16 protein-coding genes and 1 tRNA gene are annotated in these 16,660 nt (G+C 66.1%); 4 read left to right on the top strand and 13 right to left on the bottom strand.

What is annotated here, in order from left to right; genetic code table 11:
• Positions 1-35: 35 nt before the first annotated feature.
• The 3 genes from M2334_RS02765 to M2334_RS02755 all read left to right on the top strand — a co-directional run bounded on the left by M2334_RS02765 (position 36) and on the right by M2334_RS02755 (position 4,432).
• On the top strand, positions 36-2,168 hold the full coding sequence (locus M2334_RS02765; RefSeq protein WP_264604733.1) for a TonB-dependent siderophore receptor: 2,133 nt from the start codon (positions 36-38) through the stop codon (positions 2,166-2,168).
• 8 nt (positions 2,169-2,176) lie between these two features.
• Complete coding sequence (locus M2334_RS02760) at positions 2,177-3,367, top strand: PepSY-associated TM helix domain-containing protein (RefSeq protein ID WP_264604732.1); 1,191 nt, start codon at positions 2,177-2,179, stop codon at positions 3,365-3,367.
• 66 nt (positions 3,368-3,433) lie between these two features.
• Entirely contained in the window at positions 3,434-4,432 is a 999-nt protein-coding gene (locus M2334_RS02755) for a hypothetical protein (RefSeq protein ID WP_264604731.1), read from the top strand.
• Between the two features lie 49 nt (positions 4,433-4,481).
• On the opposite strand, the gene M2334_RS02750 is transcribed toward M2334_RS02755, so the two are convergent.
• The 13 genes from M2334_RS02750 to hisG form a co-directional block, all read right to left on the bottom strand.
• Positions 4,482-4,557, bottom strand: a tRNA-Phe gene (locus tag M2334_RS02750).
• 158 nt (positions 4,558-4,715) lie between these two features.
• Positions 4,716-4,916, bottom strand: a complete 201-nt coding sequence (locus M2334_RS02745; protein WP_264579861.1) for a DNA gyrase inhibitor YacG — start codon at positions 4,914-4,916, stop codon at positions 4,716-4,718.
• Positions 4,906-5,943, bottom strand: a complete 1,038-nt coding sequence (locus tag M2334_RS02740) for a ribonuclease (RefSeq protein ID WP_264580066.1) — start codon at positions 5,941-5,943, stop codon at positions 4,906-4,908. Before M2334_RS02740 ends, M2334_RS02745 begins: the two co-directional genes overlap by 11 nt.
• Positions 5,930-6,502: a Maf family protein gene (locus M2334_RS02735; protein WP_264604730.1), complete on the bottom strand. Its 573-nt coding sequence runs from the start codon at positions 6,500-6,502 to the stop codon at positions 5,930-5,932. Before M2334_RS02735 ends, M2334_RS02740 begins: the two co-directional genes overlap by 14 nt.
• Before the next feature lie 50 nt (positions 6,503-6,552).
• Positions 6,553-6,804 (bottom strand): translation initiation factor IF-1, encoded by a 252-nt coding sequence (gene infA, locus M2334_RS02730; protein ID WP_181558542.1) that lies wholly within the window; start codon positions 6,802-6,804, stop codon positions 6,553-6,555.
• Between the two features lie 91 nt (positions 6,805-6,895).
• On the bottom strand, positions 6,896-8,155 hold the full coding sequence (locus M2334_RS02725; protein ID WP_264604729.1) for an adenosylmethionine--8-amino-7-oxononanoate transaminase: 1,260 nt from the start codon (positions 8,153-8,155) through the stop codon (positions 6,896-6,898).
• Positions 8,152-8,799: a dethiobiotin synthase gene (gene bioD, locus M2334_RS02720; protein ID WP_264604728.1), complete on the bottom strand. Its 648-nt coding sequence runs from the start codon at positions 8,797-8,799 to the stop codon at positions 8,152-8,154. Before bioD ends, M2334_RS02725 begins: the two co-directional genes overlap by 4 nt.
• On the bottom strand, positions 8,796-9,938 hold the full coding sequence (locus M2334_RS02715; RefSeq protein WP_264604727.1) for an 8-amino-7-oxononanoate synthase: 1,143 nt from the start codon (positions 9,936-9,938) through the stop codon (positions 8,796-8,798). The genes bioD and M2334_RS02715 overlap by 4 nt, the downstream gene beginning before the upstream one ends.
• A gap of 140 nt (positions 9,939-10,078) precedes the next feature.
• Positions 10,079-12,190 carry a sodium-translocating pyrophosphatase gene (locus tag M2334_RS02710; RefSeq protein ID WP_264604726.1) on the bottom strand — a complete coding sequence of 704 codons (2,112 nt, stop codon included), beginning with the start codon at positions 12,188-12,190 and terminating at the stop codon, positions 10,079-10,081.
• A gap of 465 nt (positions 12,191-12,655) precedes the next feature.
• Positions 12,656-13,576 (bottom strand): thiamine-phosphate kinase, encoded by a 921-nt coding sequence (thiL, locus tag M2334_RS02705; protein ID WP_264593791.1) that lies wholly within the window; start codon positions 13,574-13,576, stop codon positions 12,656-12,658.
• 1 nt (position 13,577) lies between these two features.
• Positions 13,578-14,039, bottom strand: coding sequence for a transcription antitermination factor NusB (gene nusB / locus M2334_RS02700; protein ID WP_413716426.1), 462 nt, complete (start codon positions 14,037-14,039; stop codon positions 13,578-13,580).
• Between the two features lie 69 nt (positions 14,040-14,108).
• Positions 14,109-15,398 (bottom strand): histidinol dehydrogenase, encoded by a 1,290-nt coding sequence (hisD, locus tag M2334_RS02695; RefSeq protein WP_264604725.1) that lies wholly within the window; start codon positions 15,396-15,398, stop codon positions 14,109-14,111.
• Positions 15,388-16,050: an ATP phosphoribosyltransferase gene (hisG, locus tag M2334_RS02690; protein WP_181558534.1), complete on the bottom strand. Its 663-nt coding sequence runs from the start codon at positions 16,048-16,050 to the stop codon at positions 15,388-15,390. Before hisG ends, hisD begins: the two co-directional genes overlap by 11 nt.
• Before the next feature lie 138 nt (positions 16,051-16,188).
• Here hisG and M2334_RS02685 point away from each other — a divergent pair, with 138 nt between their 5' ends.
• On the top strand, positions 16,189-16,641 hold the full coding sequence (locus tag M2334_RS02685; RefSeq protein WP_264604724.1) for a GIY-YIG nuclease family protein: 453 nt from the start codon (positions 16,189-16,191) through the stop codon (positions 16,639-16,641).
• The last annotated feature ends 19 nt before the right edge of the window (positions 16,642-16,660 follow it).

The following is a 16,660-nucleotide window of genomic DNA, read 5'->3' as shown; positions in this document are numbered from 1 at the left end:
CTTACTCGCATTATCGATTCATTCAGGGGGCTGTCTTGTCTTTTCTCCGATCCGTTCTGCTGGCGTCCGTCGCGCTGTCCGCTGCCCCCGCTATGGCCCAGATGGAAGGCGCCCCGGCGGAAGCTGGCGCGGATAGCGACGACACGATCATCGTGACGGGCCGCGTTCAGCGCCTCTACCGCGCGGATGAGACGACGGTCGGCAAGGCCGCCGAAGACCCCATGAACATCCCGCAGGCCGTTCAGGTCATCAAGTCCGAGCTGTTTGCCGATCAGGGCGCGCGCGATGCGACCGACATCTATCGCAACATCTCCGGCGTGAGCGCCTTCAGCTATGCCGGCGTCACCTTCCGCGGCTTCCGTCAGGACCAGTCCTTCTACGATGGGCAGCGCGGCAACCCGTTCATCGGCTTTTCCGTGCCGCAATTGTTCAACATCGAGCGGGTGGAAGTGCTCAAGGGGCCGTCCGGCCTGTTCTTCGGCCCCGGCTCGCCCGGCGGCATCATCAACTATGTCTCCAAGACACCATCCGACAAGCGCGCGCTCAGCATGGTCGTGACCGGCGGCAATTACGACCGCGTCGGCATCTCCGCCGAGGCGACCGGGCCGGTCGATGCCGAGGGCATCTTCACCTATCGCCTGGGTGGCTTCTATGAGTCCATGGACCCTTACCGGCTCAACGCTCAGAACAAGGCGCGCATCGCCGATGCCGGCATCGCCATCAAGACCAATGAAGGCGGCAAGCTAACGCTGCAGGCGACCATCTATGACAATGAGCTGCGCGCCAATCGCCTGCGCGGTGTCCTTGTCGATAATGCCGGCAATTTCCTCACCGACATTCGCTGGAATGCCAATGAGCCAACCGACTTCCTGCACCTGACGAGCGAAGCCTATCAGGCGCGCTATCAGACGGCGATCGGCGAGCGGGTGACCTTCGATGCCGGCGTGCGTTACTTCACCGCGCGCGAGGTCCAGCAATATCATGAGCCGCGTGGGCTGAACGCCAATAATCCTGACCTTGTTCTCCGTGAGTTTCGCGACCAGATCCGTCCGGTCGATGGCCTGTCCTTCATGACCAACGCCACCGCGCGCGTCGACCTGTTCGGCATGGAACATAAGTTCCAGGCGGGGGCCGACTGGTATGACGAGACGAACCTTCTCGATTCCCGCATCCTGCGGGCCGGGGTCAGCTCGCTCAGCCTCTCCAACCCGATCTACGGTGCAGGCAAGGGGGATGCCGCCCGCGCGGCCCTGCTGCCTTTCACCACCACCGACACACGCTCGAAGCGACGCGGCGTCTATCTGCAGGACCAGATCAGCCTCACCGATGCGCTGCTGCTGGTTGGTGGGATGCGCTACGACTGGTTCCAGGACAAGGTGACGACCAGCACCGGCGGGACCGTCAACAGTCGATCATCCTACACCGATAATGATGTCAGCTTCCGCACCGGTCTGATCTTCAAACCCCGACCGGACGTTTCGACCTACGTAAGCTGGTCGCAGAGCTTCGAGCCTCAGAGCGCCGCCAGTCAGGACGCCAATGCGGGCGGCCCCTTCGCACCGGTGACCGGCAATCAAATCGAAGGCGGGATCAAGACCGAGCTGCTCGACGGGCGCATTCAGGCGAATGCCGCTGTCTATCGAATCGTGCGGCGCAACATCCTGCAGGTCGACACGTCCCGCGCGCCCGTCAATGGGGTCGATCAGTTGGCCCCCATCGGCGAAGTGACCAGCAAGGGGTTCGAGATCGACCTCGCCACGGACATCACGCCCAACTGGGTTCTGCTGGTCAACTATGGCTATAACGATGCCCGGATCACAGACACAGCCCCCGGCCAAGCCATCACCAATGCAGTCGGTGACCGGTTCGCCAATGCCCCGCGCCACAAGGTCGGCTTCTGGACGCGCTATCAACTGCCCGTCATCGACACCGCTTTCGCCTTCGGCGGCGAGCATGTCTCGCGCCGCATCAGCCTATCCGGGCAGACGGTGAAGCCCTACACAATCTTCGACGCCTCGATCACCAAGGGGCTGGGCTTTGCTGAGGTGCTGCTGCGGGTGGATAACATCTTCGACACGGTCTACGCCGCCTCGGGCTTCAGCGCGCAGAGCGGACACTTCCCCGGGGAACCGCGCACCTTCCTCGCCGAGCTGCGGTTCAAGTTCTAAGCGCGTCCATGACAGTCGCCCGGAAGCCCAAACCCCGTTCGATCTGGTGGCGCGTCCATAGCTGGGCTGGGCTGAAGCTCTCGATCTTCCTGACCTTCATTCTCGCGACGGGCACGCTTGCCGTATTCGCGCATGAGATCGACTGGCTGGTGACCCCGGCCATGCGCGTCGCCCAGCAAGACCGGCCCGTGGCAAGCTGGGGTGCCATAGCGCAAGCAGCGGCCCGGGCGGAGCCGGAGGGGCGGCTGCAGATGGTCCACGCCCCGCTCGATCCCTGGTTCGCCGCGGAGGCGTGGGTGGACAGGGGCAAGGGTTCGCCTCGCCGCGTCTATGTCGATCCCTGGGAAGCGCAGGTGACCGGCACGCATGGCTGGGCCAATGTCCACCGCTTCCTGCGGCAAGTGCATCGCCACCTCATGCTGCCGACCAAGATCGGTATCCCCATCGTCAGCGCGCTCTCGCTGGTGCTGCTGGCATCGCTGGTCACGGGTATCGTGACGTACAAGAAATGGTGGCGCGGCTTCTTCCGCGCGCCAAGACGCGGGGACTCACGGCGCTTTCATGGCGACCTGCACCGCCTCGCCGGCCTGTGGAGCCTGTGGTTCGTCGCGCTCATCACGCTGACCGGGCTCTGGTATCTGGTCGAAACGCTCGGCGGTCGGGCGCCGGTGCCGGAACTGCCCGAGATCGCCGCCGCCACTGTGCCGCCGCCGACCGGCGCCGCGCTGGATCGGCTGGTCGCGGTCGCCCATGCGGCCAAGCCAACACTCTCGATCAGGGAAATCCGCTTCACGCCGGACAATGGCGTCATCTTCCTCGGGCAGGACCAGGCCTGGCTGGTGCGGGACCGCGCCAATGGCGTCGCCGTCGATCCCTCCACCGGCCGCGTGACCGCCCTGCTGGATGGGCGCGACCTCAACGTCCATCAGCGCATCTCGGAAATGGCTGACCCGCTCCACTTCGGCGACCTCGGCGGCCTGCCGACCAAGATCGTCTGGTTCCTGTTCGGCGTGCTGATGACCGGCCTCTCGGTCACCGGGACAATCATCTACGCCCGCCGGCTGCAGAAGGCCGACGGCATGGAGGGCGGCGCCCTGCGCGCGGCCTGGGCAGGCATGGGCGTCTGGGCCTATATCGCCACCGCGCTCATCCTGCTGGCGCTGGTGCTGACGCCGGGCGCAATCGGCGGCGCAAGCTGAAGACGAGCTGCATTGCCTAACAATTTTATGTAGCCAATGCCCGCCCCGCGCGGCACTGTGCGCCCTATGAAGATCGTGAGAACAAGGGCGTTGCGAGTGAAGGCTGTTCGGAAAATCATCCTTTCCGGCATGATGGCTTTGGCGGGCGTCGCTGGCCTCAGCGCCTGCGCGACCAGTGGCCTGCCAAAGGCAGTGTCGAACGAGACGCCGCTGGGCTCCGGCCCATTTCCGGTGACCCCGTCCACCGATGCGCGCCTGTCCGATCACACGATCTATGATCCCCTGCGTGGACGCACGCTGCCGAACCAGAAGCTCCCTATTGTGGTGTGGGGCGTTGGCGGCTGTCTGGACAAGGGCACGTGGTTCCGTTGGTTCCTCAGCGAGATCGCCTCTCACGGCTATCTTGTGGTCTCGAACGGCAAGATCGGCGCGCTGGAGGAGCAAAGCTGGCGGCCCGAGCCTGCCCCCAACCAGGGCCCGCCCGATCCGGCGACGGCACCGCCTGCCCCGACATCGGCCCGGCAGTTGATTGCCGCCATCGACTGGGCCATCGCCGAGAACAGCCGCGCCGGCAGCCCCTATCAGGGCCGCATCGACACGGCGAACATTGCGGTGATGGGCATGTCCTGCGGCGGCGTGCAGGCGATCGAGGCGGGCGCCGACAGGCGCGTCACCACCACCGTCGTGTGGAATATGGGCCTGTTCCCTGACGAGTCCGGCCTCAATGCCACCGCCGGCGGCAAGGCGCTGGTCAAGGCCGATCTGGCCAAGCTGCATGGTGCGGTCGCCTATATCAGCGGCGATGAGATGGATGTCGCCTTCCCCAACGCGAATGACGACTTCGCCCATCTGCCGAACATCCCGGCCCTGCGCGCCTATCGCAAGCAGACCCCGCATGAGGGCACCTATTGGGAGAAGAATGGCGGCGAGTTCGGCAAGGTCGCCGTCGCCTGGCTCGACTGGCGCCTCAAGGGCGATCCCCACGCGCGCGCCATGTTCGTCGGCGCCGATTGCGGGCTGTGCCGCAACCCGCGCTGGGTCGTGCGGCAAAAGAACCTGCAATAGCGCAGCGCCGGCCTGCCACGGGCAGCAGACTTTCAGATTCTGAGGAAAGTGGTGCCCGGGGACGGAGTCGAACCGCCGACACTGCGATTTTCAGTCGCATGCTCTACCAACTGAGCTACCCGGGCACGGGGATCGCCTCTGGTGCAAGACCCGGCGAAAGAGCGTGCGCTATAAGCATGGTCGCGGGGGCATGTCCAGCCCCGTTTCGCCCTTTTCCGTTCAAGAAAGTGACGGGAGCCGAAGATGCGCATTCCGCCCGCATTTGGCGGGCCTTGCGCGCCGGTCAGCCCCGCGAAGCGTCCTCATTGGCGGGACCGGCACTGCCGCCTTCGCCATCCTCGTCATCATCGGCACGAACGGGGACCCGATAGCCCTCATCCATCCAGCCGATCAGATCACGGTCGCGGCAGCCGCGCGAGCAGAAGGGGCGAAATTCCTGCACGCTCGGCTGGCGGCACAAGGGGCAGACGTTCTTAATGGGCATGATGCGTCCCGAGCGTCAGGGCGTCGTCGATGCGCAGGTCCAGCGACCCGCCGCGCCGGCGCTCCAGCAGCTTTATCCAGTCCGGATGGGTGCGGATATCCTTCGCGACAGCCGCAGGCACCGTCAGCACGACCGGCCCGCCTCCGCCGCCGGCGGTCTCCTGCCGCTCAGCCGCGCGCAGCGCCGCCATGCTCGCCGCGCGCACTGGGTCGGCGCGCAGCAGTTCCATGAGCGAGGGCCGCTCGCGCTTGCGGATGATCTGCACGAAGCCAAAGCCGTTGACCGCCGTGCGCTCGAAGGGCTGGGGCAGATATTTGTCGATCTGCGCCGCCGCGATCAGGCGCTCGTCCTTGTTGTTCATCGTTGGCAGATCGATGCCGATCGACCCGGCTATGCCCATGCGCGCAATCGCCTGCGCCGCAAGCTTGGCGCCCTTGGGGCCGAGCTGGGCGGGCGGCGCGGCACCGTCGACATCGATGAGTGTCATCGCCGGCGTCGGGAAGATGCGTAATGCGGCATCCTCGGCGCCCACCTCACCGCTCATCGCCTCGGCCAGCAATTCGCTCCAGCCGGCCGCTTCCATCCGGTCGGCCTCATGCGCCGGGCATGGCACGATAGGCACGCCGCTCGCCTGCAGCCGCTGGAGCAGGCTCGGCCCGGGACCGGCCTGCACGCCGAGCTGCGCGATGCGCCCCTTGGCCAGCTTTTCGCGCGCCTCGTCCAGCCCCGGCTCGGCGATAGCCTCGCGCAGGATCTCGACGCGCACGGGCGCGCCTTCCGCCACCTTGGGCGGGATCGGCTCGATCAGGACCATCTCGCCGCTATCCAGCCGCGCGATGCCGCGCTTGCGGGCAATGAGCGTGCGAACCAGCCGCCCGGAATGAATGCCGCCGGCGCGGGCGCGCTTGTCTTCCCGCTCGATCTGCGCCTCGACGATCCGCCCGCCCCTCACCAGCGCGGCGCGGGCCTCGCCAATGCCCTCTTCATAGAGCCAGTGGAGCGTCGTGGGTATATCAGTCACAAGAATAGCCTGCTGAAAGGAGGAGCGTGCGCGTTTCGTAAAGTGGCAGGCCAATCACGCCGGACGGACTGCCGGAGAGGGCGCGGATCAGTCCCGCCGCGCGTCCCTGAATGGCGTAGCCACCAGCCTTGCCGTCCCACTCGCCGCTGGCGAGATAGGCGTCGATCTCCTGCGGATGCAGGCGCTTGAAGGTGACGGTGCTGGTCGAGAGCTTGTGGCGCGCCTTGCCCTCGGCATCGATCAGCGTGACCGCACTCAGCACGCGATGCCGCCGGCCGGAAAGCAGCGTCAGGCAAATACGGGCGGTCGCCTCATCCTCCGCCTTGGGCAGAATGCGCCGCCCGCAGGCCACCACCGTATCGCCGCTCAACACCAGCGCGCCGGGATGACGCGCCGCCACCGCCGCGCCCTTCTGCGCGGCCATGCGCGCGGCATAGGGCACCGGCAGTTCGGTCTTGCCCGGCGTTTCGTCGATGTCGGCAGGGTCCACACCATCGGGCGTCACGCCGATCTGGGCGAGAAGGTCCAGTCGACGCGGCGAGGCGGATGCGAGAATGAGGCGCATGGAGTCGCCTGTCCGGCTATCGCGGGGCGGAGGCGCCACCGCGCTGCCGATCAGGGCTGGCCGGGGCCAGGGCCGCCGCGGCCGGGCATGTAGCGATAGGTGATCCGGCCCTTGGTCAGGTCATAGGGCGTCAGCTCGACCAGCACTTCGTCACCGACGAGCACGCGGATGCGGTTCTTGCGCATCTTGCCTGCGGTGTGACCGAGGATTTCGTGATCATTTTCCAGACGGACGCGGAACATGGCGTTGGGCAGCAGCTCAACCACCTGCCCGCGCATCTCGAGGAGTTCTTCTTTGGCCATAATCTTCCAGTTTTTCGCGAATGGCGCCCCATAGCCGCAAAAGCGCGGATTGGGAAGCGATTGAGCCGTCCGGTGAATTTCAGCGCCTGTGTCAGCGCGTGTTGGCGTCCACCGCGTCCGCAATGACGGAGAAAGCCTGCGCAATCTCGGCCGGCGTCGTGCAATAAGGCGGCATGAGATAGATGGTGTTGCCAAGCGGCCGTAGCAAGAGCCCCTGCGCCAGCGCATGCGCCCGCAAGCGGGGGGCGACGTCGGACAGATAGCCGCCATCGGGGACCACCATGTCGATGGCCGCGATGGCACCGATCCGCCGGGGGTTGTGCAAGCACCTATGGCCGGCAAGCGTGGCCAGCCCTTCATCGAGCGCCGAACCCAGCGCCACGATGCGCCCCGGCACATCCTCGTCCCGCCAGATCGCCAGATTGGCATTGGCCGCCGCGCAACAGACCGGGTTGGCCGTGAAGCTCGATGAGTGAAAGAACATCGCCGCACGGTCAGTGCTGCGGTGCGAGTCGAAAATTGCTGCGCTGGCCAGCGTCGCCGCCAAGGGAACTGCCCCCCCGGTGAGCCCCTTCGCCAGGCAGAGGATATCCGGCGACACACCGGCCTGTTGGCAAGCGAAGAGCGTGCCGGTGCGGCCCCAGCCGGTCATCACTTCATCGACAATGAAGAGCACGTCATGCTGCGCACAAATTTCGGCAAAGGCGCGGAGCGTTTCGGGCGGATAGAAGAGCATTCCGCCGGCCCCGAGCACCAGCGGCTCGACGATGAACGCAGCGGGCTTCTCGCCCGTCCGGCACAGCCGCTCCAGCGCATCGAGGCTGGCCTGTGCCTGCCCTTGCGCGGGGAAGGGCACCATCTCCACATCGAACAGCAGCGGCGCATAAGCGCGATTGAACACGCCCCGCTCGCCCACAGACATCGTGCCGATGGTGTCGCCATGATAACTATGCTCGAGCACCAGCAGGCGGTGGCGCGCCTCGCCGCGATTGTGCCAATGGCCAAGCGCCATTTTGAGCGCCACCTCGACGGCCGTCGACCCGCTATCCGAGAAGAATACATGATTGAGGCCAGCCGGCGTCAGCGCCACCAGCGACCGGGCCAGCGCCTCCGCCTGCGGATGGGTGTAGCCCGCAAAGATCATCTGATCGAGCGTGCCCGCCTGCGCCGCAATGGCCGCCGCGATGCGCGGTTCGCAATGGCCGTGGGTGATGACCCACCAGCTTGAGATGCCGTCGAGCAGTCGATGGCCGTCATTGCAGGTCAGCCACGCCCCGGAGGCGGAGACGATCTGCGGGATGGGCTCGCCCAGCCCATGCTGGGTAAAGGGATGCCAGACCGGGGAGGTCATGACGGCCCACCCATCGCCGAGCGCACCCCGGCCAGATCGATCTGCGCATGCATGGCCCGCCGCAGATGCGGCACATCGAGCGGATCGAGCATCGGCAGGCGGCCGAAGCTGCGCACGCCCGTCAGCGCCGGCACGATCGCCTCATTGTCCGGATGTGCCGCCCCGACGAAGATCAGCCCGGCAATCGGGATCGCCCGCGCTTTCAGCGCCTCGATGCTGAGCAGACTATGATTGATCGTGCCCAGCCCCGTTCGCGCGACGAGTAACACCGGCGCGCCCCAGCCCGCGAACAGGTCGATCATCAGCATCGACGGATCGCGGCGGACGGGCACCATCAAGCCGCCGGCGCCCTCCACGATCAGCGGACGCGCGGGTGGGAGCGCCAGACGGGATGGGGCCAGCACGAGCCCTTCCCGCTCGGCGGCCAGATGCGGCGAGGCCGGGAGCGCGAGCCGATACGCCTCCGGGAGGCACTGGCCCGGCGCAACGCCGAGCGTCACCGCATCCGAACTGTCCGTGCCATCGGCCGTGCCGGCCTGGATCGGCTTCCAGTAGGAAGCGCCCAGAGCCGCAGCGAGACCGGCCGCAACCACCGTTTTGCCGATGCCGGTATCTGTGCCCGAGACGATGAGGGCGCCGCTCATGCCGGCACCTGTCGGAGCGCTTGCTGCAAGGCTTCCCCCAGTTCTGCGATGATCTCCTCATCGACATTCAGCGTGAGCGACAGGCGCAGGCGCGCGGTGCCGCGCGGCACCGTGGGCGGGCGGATACCGCGCACATCGAACCCGGCCTGCTGCAGCAAGGCCGCAACCTGCATCGTCCGCGCATCGTCCCCCAGCACGATCGGCAGGACCTGGCTGGCAGGCGCGGGAAGCCCCAGCGGCGCGCATAAATGCTGCGCAGCATGATCGATCAGTTGGCGCAGCCGCGCGCGCAGATCGTCGCCCTCCAGACTGCGCGCCAGCGCGGCCTGCACCGCAACCGCCATCAGCGGCGATGGCGCCGTCGAGAAGACGAAGCTGCGCCCGCGATTGACCAGCAGATCGATGATCGGCCGCGTGGCCGTCACCAGCGCCCCCTCCGCGCCCAGCCCCTTGCCGCAGGTGTGGAGCGCAATGACGTTTTCCGCCGGCTCAAGATGCGCGCCCAGGCCCCGCCCGCCCGGCCCGTGAACGGCGGTGGCGTGCGCCTCGTCCAGCACCAGCATCGCATCATGTCGCGCGGCGACAGCGGCAAGGTCATCGACCGGCGCCCTGTCACCGTCCATGGAATAGAGCGTTTCGGCGACGATCCACACCCGCCCCGTGCCACCCTCGCGCCGCCAGCCGGCAATGGCGTCGGCAAAGGCGTCGGCATCATTATGCTGCGCCAGCACGGAGCCGGCCTTGCCGAGCTTCATCCCGTCATGGGCGCTGGCGTGAATGAGCGCATCCGCGACGACAAGATCGCCTGGCCCCGGCAGGCCGGCAAGAATGGCGATGTTCGCGGCAAAGCCATTGGCTAGAAACAAAGCTGCTTCGCTGCCGAACATCTGCGCGGCCTGCGCCTCCAGCGCCTCATGCTCAGGCGCATTGCCGCGCAGCAGCCGCGACCCGCCCGAGCCGACCGGCACACCCCGCGCCAGCGCATCAGCCACCGCAGCGGCAATCGCCGGGTCGCCGGCAAGGCCGAGATAGTCGTTAGATGCAAAATCATGGCCTGCGCGCGGCATGAGGCGCCGCCGGCGGGCGCGACGCTCCAGCGCATCAAGCTGGGACTGGAAGGAGGCAAGCGCAGAAGACATGGTCGGCGCTATAGCGTCGGCGCCTCCGGCTCGCCAGCATCGCGGAGAGGGCCCATCGGCCAAGACGTGAAAAGCCCGCCCGGACAGGATCCGGACGGGCTTTCCTCCTCTCCCGTTTCCGGGATTGTGCGCCGGGATCTTTACATCGCCCCGTGCGCCAGTGCGGCGAGCAGAAGCAGCGCCACGATATTGGTGATCTTGATCATCGGGTTGACCGCCGGACCGGCCGTATCCTTGTAGGGATCGCCGACCGTGTCGCCCGTCACGGCAGCCTTGTGGGCCTCGGAGCCCTTGCCGCCATGATGGCCATCCTCGATATATTTCTTGGCATTGTCCCAGGCGCCGCCGCCACTCGTCATCGAGATAGCGACGAACAGCCCAGAAACGATCACGCCAAGCAGCAGCGCGCCCAGCGCCGCGAAGCCCTGCGCCTGCCCGGCCACCGCGGTGATGATGAAGTAGACCGCAATGGGCGTCAGCACCGGCAGGAGCGAGGGAATGATCATTTCCTTGATCGCCGCCTTGGTCACGATGTCCACGGTGCGGGCATAATTGGGCCGGGACGTACCCGCCATGATGCCCGAATCGCTGCGGAACTGCTCACGCACATCCTCGACCACCGCGCCCGCCGCCCGGCCCACGGCCGTCATGCCGAATGCGCCGAACAGATAGGGCAGCAACGCCCCCAGCAGCAGGCCCACGATGACGTAGGGATTGCTCAGGGAGAAATCGACCGCGATGTCCGGGAAGTAGATTTCGAGATCGGCTGTGTACGCCCCGAACAGCACCAGCGCCGCCAACGCCGCCGAACCGATGGCATAGCCCTTGGTCACCGCCTTGGTGGTGTTGCCCACCGCATCGAGCGCATCGGTGCGGTGGCGCACATCATCGGGCAGGCCCGCCATTTCCGCGATGCCGCCGGCATTGTCGGTCACCGGACCATAAGCATCGAGCGCGACGACCATCCCGGCCAATGCCAGCAGCGAGGTAGCCGCGAAGGCCACGCCGATAATCCCGGCGATCTGGTAGGTTGCGATCACCGCGATGGTGATGACCAACGTCGGCAGCGCCGTCGATTCCAGGCTGATCGCCAGACCCTGGATCACATTGGTGCCATGGCCCGTGACGCTCGCCTTGGCGATGGACTTGACCGGTCGATAGTTCGTGCCGGTGTAATATTCGGTGATCCACACCAGCAGGCCGGTGACGATCAGGCCGATCAGCATGCACCAGAAAAGCGCCATGCCGGTATAGCCACCAGTGCCATCCAGCCCCGCGCCGATCGCCATATCCATGTCGCCCAGCACGCGCCAGGTGACGTACCAGATGCCGCCGACCGAGAGCACCGCCGTCATCCAGAAGCCCTTGTAGAGCGCACCCATGATGTTCTGCGACTTGCCCAGCCGCACGAAATAGGTGCCGATGATCGAGGTGATGATGCAGATGCCGCCGACGACCAGCGGCAGTGACATCAGCGCCATGAGTTGCGCAGACGGCGCATCGACCAGCAGCGCGATGGAGACCATGGTGAGGCCGAGCGTCACCACATAGGTCTCGAACAGATCGGCGGCCATGCCGGCGCAGTCGCCGACATTGTCGCCGACATTGTCCGCGATGACCGCCGGATTGCGCGGATCGTCCTCGGGAATACCGGCCTCGACCTTGCCGACGAGATCGGCGCCCACATCGGCCGCCTTGGTGAAGATGCCGCCGCCCAGCCGCGCGAAGATGGAGATGAGCGAGGCACCGAAGGCCAGCGCCGTCAGCGCGGCGATGATCGAGCGATCATTGGGTGCGAGGCCGCCCGGACCGGTCAGATACCAGAACGTCCCGGCGATGGAGAGCAGGCCGAGGCCCGCCACGAGCATGCCGGTCACCGCGCCGGACCGGAAGGCCAGCGTCAGCCCGCCCTGCAGGGATTCGCTCGCGGCCTGCGCGGTGCGGACATTGGCCCGCACGGAAATGTTCATGCCGGCATAACCGGCGACGCCCGAGAGCACCGCACCGATCAGGAACGAGACGGTGGAGAGCAGACCGAGCGTGAAGAAGAGAATGATGGCGACGATGACGCCGACGATAGCGATGGTGGTATATTGTCGCCCGAGATAGGCTTTGGCGCCTTCCTGAATGGCACCCGCAATTTCCTGCATCCTGGCACTACCGGCCGGCGCGCTCAGCACCTGGCGACTGGTCACCAGACCATAGATCACGGCAAGCAGGCCGCAACCAATGGCGATCAAGACCGAGGTCATATCGCGTTCTCCCCTGTGACGGTGCCCGGGCGTTGACCGCCCATGTTCGGCTTTGGAGCGGAAGGTAAAGCGCTCTCCCGTGCCGTCAAGCGGTTAAAAGGAGGGGCGGGATCGGGGCTACGCGTCCGTTCGCATCGAGCGAAGTCGAGATGCCGCAAGCGCCGCCCTGCTGTGTGTCGACTTCAGCTTACAGCTGAAGTTTATCCTGAGCGCCCGCCCTACGGGCAGTCGAAGGCCTCGACACGAACGGGGCCAGGAATAAGGCCGTAACAGCTCACGAACAGGTCGCCGGCCTTGCGATCCGCCCAACGGCCGCACTCCCCTAATCCGTTCGTCCTGAGTAGCCATTGGGCCTGTCGAAATGGCGTATCGAAGGACTGCTCGCGGCGCGATGCTTCGATACGCGCCACCGCGCTACTCAGAGCCTACTCAGCACGAACGGACGAGAGCGACCGTCACCCCCTTCTAACCGTGCTCGTAGCCCAGCCGCGCCGGCAACGGCACTGCCTTGCCATCAAGGCGCACCGTCAACCCGTCGCCGTGCTTGAACCGCCCGACCTCCAGCAGTCCGCGCGGCGGCGCCAGCGTGCCGGGCAAGGCAACGAGTAGCACATAATCATCGCCGGCCGTCGCAGCAGCCAGCCGCGCCTCGATGCCGTTCCCGCGCAGCGACACATAGGCGTCCGACAGCGGCACCTGATTGATTTCCACCGCGCAGTCGCTGGCCAGCGCCATGCGCTGCGCATCGATCAGCAACCCGTCGGAGACGTCCATCATCGCATGCGCCTGCGACGAGAGCGTCTGCCCGAGCGTGATATGCGGCGTTGGCACCCGATAGGCACGGATCAGTTCCGCCGGCTCCTTGAGCCCTTCATCGAGCAAGGCGAGACCCGCTCCTGCATCGCCGATCGGGCCGGAGACGAACAAGCGGTCGCCCGGTCGCGCGCCGGTGCGTGCCGGCACCTGTTCATGCGCGGGCACCTCGCCCATGGCGGTCAGGCTAAGCACGCGCGGCGCGCCCGCCGGCAGCTTTACGGTATCGCCGCCGATGAGGTGCATGCCGAAGCTGCGCAGCGCTCGACCCAGCCCATCGAGGAACCCCTCGTCCCAGCCGGGCTGACCGGTCAGTCCATAGTTCAGCAGGCAGGAGACCGGCACCGCGCCCTTGGAGGCGAGATCGGAGAGATTGACCGCCGCGAGCTTCCAACCAACGGTTTCGGCCGGATCGTCGGCGCGGAAATGCACGCCTTCGACCATCGTGTCGCTGGTGATGACGAGTTGCTGCCCCATGGTGGGCATCACCGCGACATCGTCCATCAGGCCGCGCGCCGCGGGGTCGCTCGCCATGGCGCGCAGACGGCGGAGAAGGTCCGCCTCCGCGCTCATCTTAGCTGCGCACGCTCTTGGCGATGCCGTCGAGCAGGCCGTTGACGAAGCCGGCCTCTCGCTTGTCGTAGAAGGCGTGAGCGACATCGACATATTCGCTGATGACGCTCGCCGTGGGCACGTCGGCGCGGGCCAGCAGCTCATAGGTGCCGGCGCGCAGGATCTGCCGCATCGGCTTGTCGAGGCGCTCCATCGACCAGCCCTTGGCCAGCCGGTCGATGATATGCTGGTCGATCTCGTCGCGGCGCGCGTCCACGCCCTTCACCACATCATCGAAGAAAGCCTGTTCGGCGGGGTGATAGGTCACGTCCTCGATGGTTGCGCCAAGGCGGTGCTGATGGAACTCATGGAGGAGCAGCGGCAACGGCGTGCTTTCCATCTCCTGCTGGTAGAGCGCCTGCACGGCCGCGAGCCGCGCCGCAGAGCGGGACTTTGATTTCGTTGGCTTCATTGCGTCCTTCATATCGGTTCGGGCGCGCGATGGATACGGGATTTCACCATCCCGTTCCGCGCGCCTCTGCATCGGGTCTGTCTATTTCAGCCGCACCGCCACACTGGCCGCGTGGGCCGGCAGCCCCTCCGCCTGCGCCAGCGCCAGCGCTGCCGGGCCGATGGCGCCGATGGCGCGGGCATCGAGCTGCAGGAAACTGGTGCGCTTCATGAAATCCAGCACGGAAAGCCCGGAGGAGAAGCGCGCGCGGCGCCCGGTCGGCAGCACATGGTTCGGCCCGGCGACATAATCGCCGATTGCCTCCGGCGTCATCCGGCCCATGAACACCGATCCGGCATGGCGCACCTTGTCGAACAGCGGCTGCGGATCGTCCACGGCCAGTTCGAGATGCTCGGGCGCCAGCCGGTCGACCAGCGGCAGCGCGGCCTCAAGGTCCGGCACTAGGATGATCGCGCCATTGTTGGTCCAGCTCACCCGCGCGCGAGCGCCGGTTTCGAGCCGATTGAGCCAGCCCTCGACCGACGCAGCCACGGCCTTTGCAAAGGCCGCATCATCGGTGAACAGGATCGACTGGCTGGTCTCGTCATGCTCGGACTGGCTGAGCAGATCGGCGGCGATCCATTCGGGATCGTTCTTGCCGTCCGCGACGACCACGATCTCGCTCGGCCCCGCCACCATGTCGATGCCGACCACGCCGTAAACCTGCCTCTTGGCTTCCGCGACCCAGGCATTGCCCGGCCCGACGATGACGTCCACCGGCTTGATCCGCTCCGTGCCATAGGCCAGCGCCGCCACGGCCTGAGCACCGCCGACGCGCCAGATTTCGCTCACGCCGGCGATGTGCGCCGCCGCCAGCACGGCGGGATTGAGCTGCCCGCCCGGCGTCGGCGACATCATCACGATGCGCTCGACCCCGGCGACCTTGGCTGGAATGGCATTCATCAGCAGCGAGCTGGGATAGGCAGCCAGCCCGCCCGGCACGTAGATGCCCGCCGCTTCCACGGCGTTCCACCGCGCGCCGAGCCGCACGCCGGCCTCGTCGGTCCAGCCGGCATCTTCGGGCTTCTGCTTCGCGTGATAGGTCGCGATCCGCTCGGCGGCGAGGTTGAGCGCATCGCGCAGCGGCGCGTCGATGTGCGCATAGGCCTGCGCGCATTGTTCGGCGCTGATCGACCAGCCCTGCGCATTAAGATCGAAGCGGTCGAACCGCGCGGTCAGGTCGGCCAGCGCTGCGTCGCCCTCGCCTCGCACGCGCCGGACGATATCGCGCACAGCCTGTGCGACATCCTCATCCGCCTCGCGCCGGGCGTTGACCAGCGCCTCGAACTGCGCAGCGAACCCCGCATCACGGGCATCCAACTCAAGCGGCACGGCTGGCCTCCACGGCAGCGCGGAAGCGCTCGACCATTGGCACCAGCTCGGCAGCGCGCATCTTCATCGCCGCCCGGTTGACGATGAGCCGCGCGGAAATGTCCATGATCTTCGCGGTTTCAACGAGGCCATTGGCCTTGAGCGTCGCGCCGGACGAGACGAGATCGACGATCCGCCGCGCCAGCCCGAGCGAGGGCGCCAGTTCCATCGCGCCATTCAGCTTCACGCACTCGGCCTGCACCCCCAGCGCCTCATAATGAGCGCGGGTGAGATGCGGATATTTGGTCGCGACGCGGACATGGCTGGCAGCCCCCAGCACCTCGGGCACGGCATCGGCCGGCTCGGCGATGGACAGGCGGCAATGGCCGATATCGAGATCGACCGGCGCATAAAGCTCGGAATAGCCGAACTCGGCGATCACGTCCGACCCCACGATGCCGACCTGGGCTGCGCCATGCGCGACGAAGGTCGCCACATCGAATGCGCGCACGCGGATGATGGACAGGCCCTCGACATTGGTCGCGAACCGCAGCGCCCGGCTTTCCTTCTTATGGAACTCCGCCTCGGGCTCGATGCCCGCGTGCGCCAGCAGCGGCAGGGCCTCTTCGAGAATGCGTCCCTTGGGAATGGCGAATGTGATGGAGCGGCTCATAGCCGGCGCGCTTTAGGCCCTCACGCGCGAAACTGCAATTGCGGGCCGCATTCGCCCATCAAGGCAACGGATTGGCGCGCGAGGCATTGGTCAAGGAGACAAGAAGGAGACTGATGACATGGGTAAAGGCATCTTGCTGTGGCTGATCGGGATCCCGATTCCCATCATCATCCTGCTCTATCTGCTTTTCTGAGGGGTTTTAGCACAGACATCGGCGTCTCTGCCGTTCGCCCTGAGCTTGTCGAAGGGCCGTCCTTCCTTCTAAATGGCTTCATGTCGTTCTGGGTTTACATGCTGCATTGTTATGGCGGCGCATTTTACGTGGGCCATACCGATGATATTGAGCGTCGTATCAATCAGCACCAATCCGGCGAAATTGCTGGGTTTACGCAACACCGGCGACCGTTGAAGCTGGTCTGGTCTGAGCAGTTCTCAACCCGGATTGAGGCGCTGGAAATGGAGCGAAGACTGAAAGGCTGGTCTCGAGCGAAGAAAATGGCCCTCATTCGCAGCGATTGGGAGACAATCGCCCGACTAGCCCAAGACCAGAAGAACAGCCCTTCGACAAGCTCAGGGCGAATGGATGGGTAGAGGCCCCCTAACCACTGGG

The organism is Sphingobium sp. B11D3D, assembly GCF_025961755.1.
Classification (GTDB): Bacteria; Pseudomonadota; Alphaproteobacteria; order Sphingomonadales; family Sphingomonadaceae; genus Sphingobium.
This window is presented reverse-complemented; position numbering and strand designations above follow the sequence as displayed.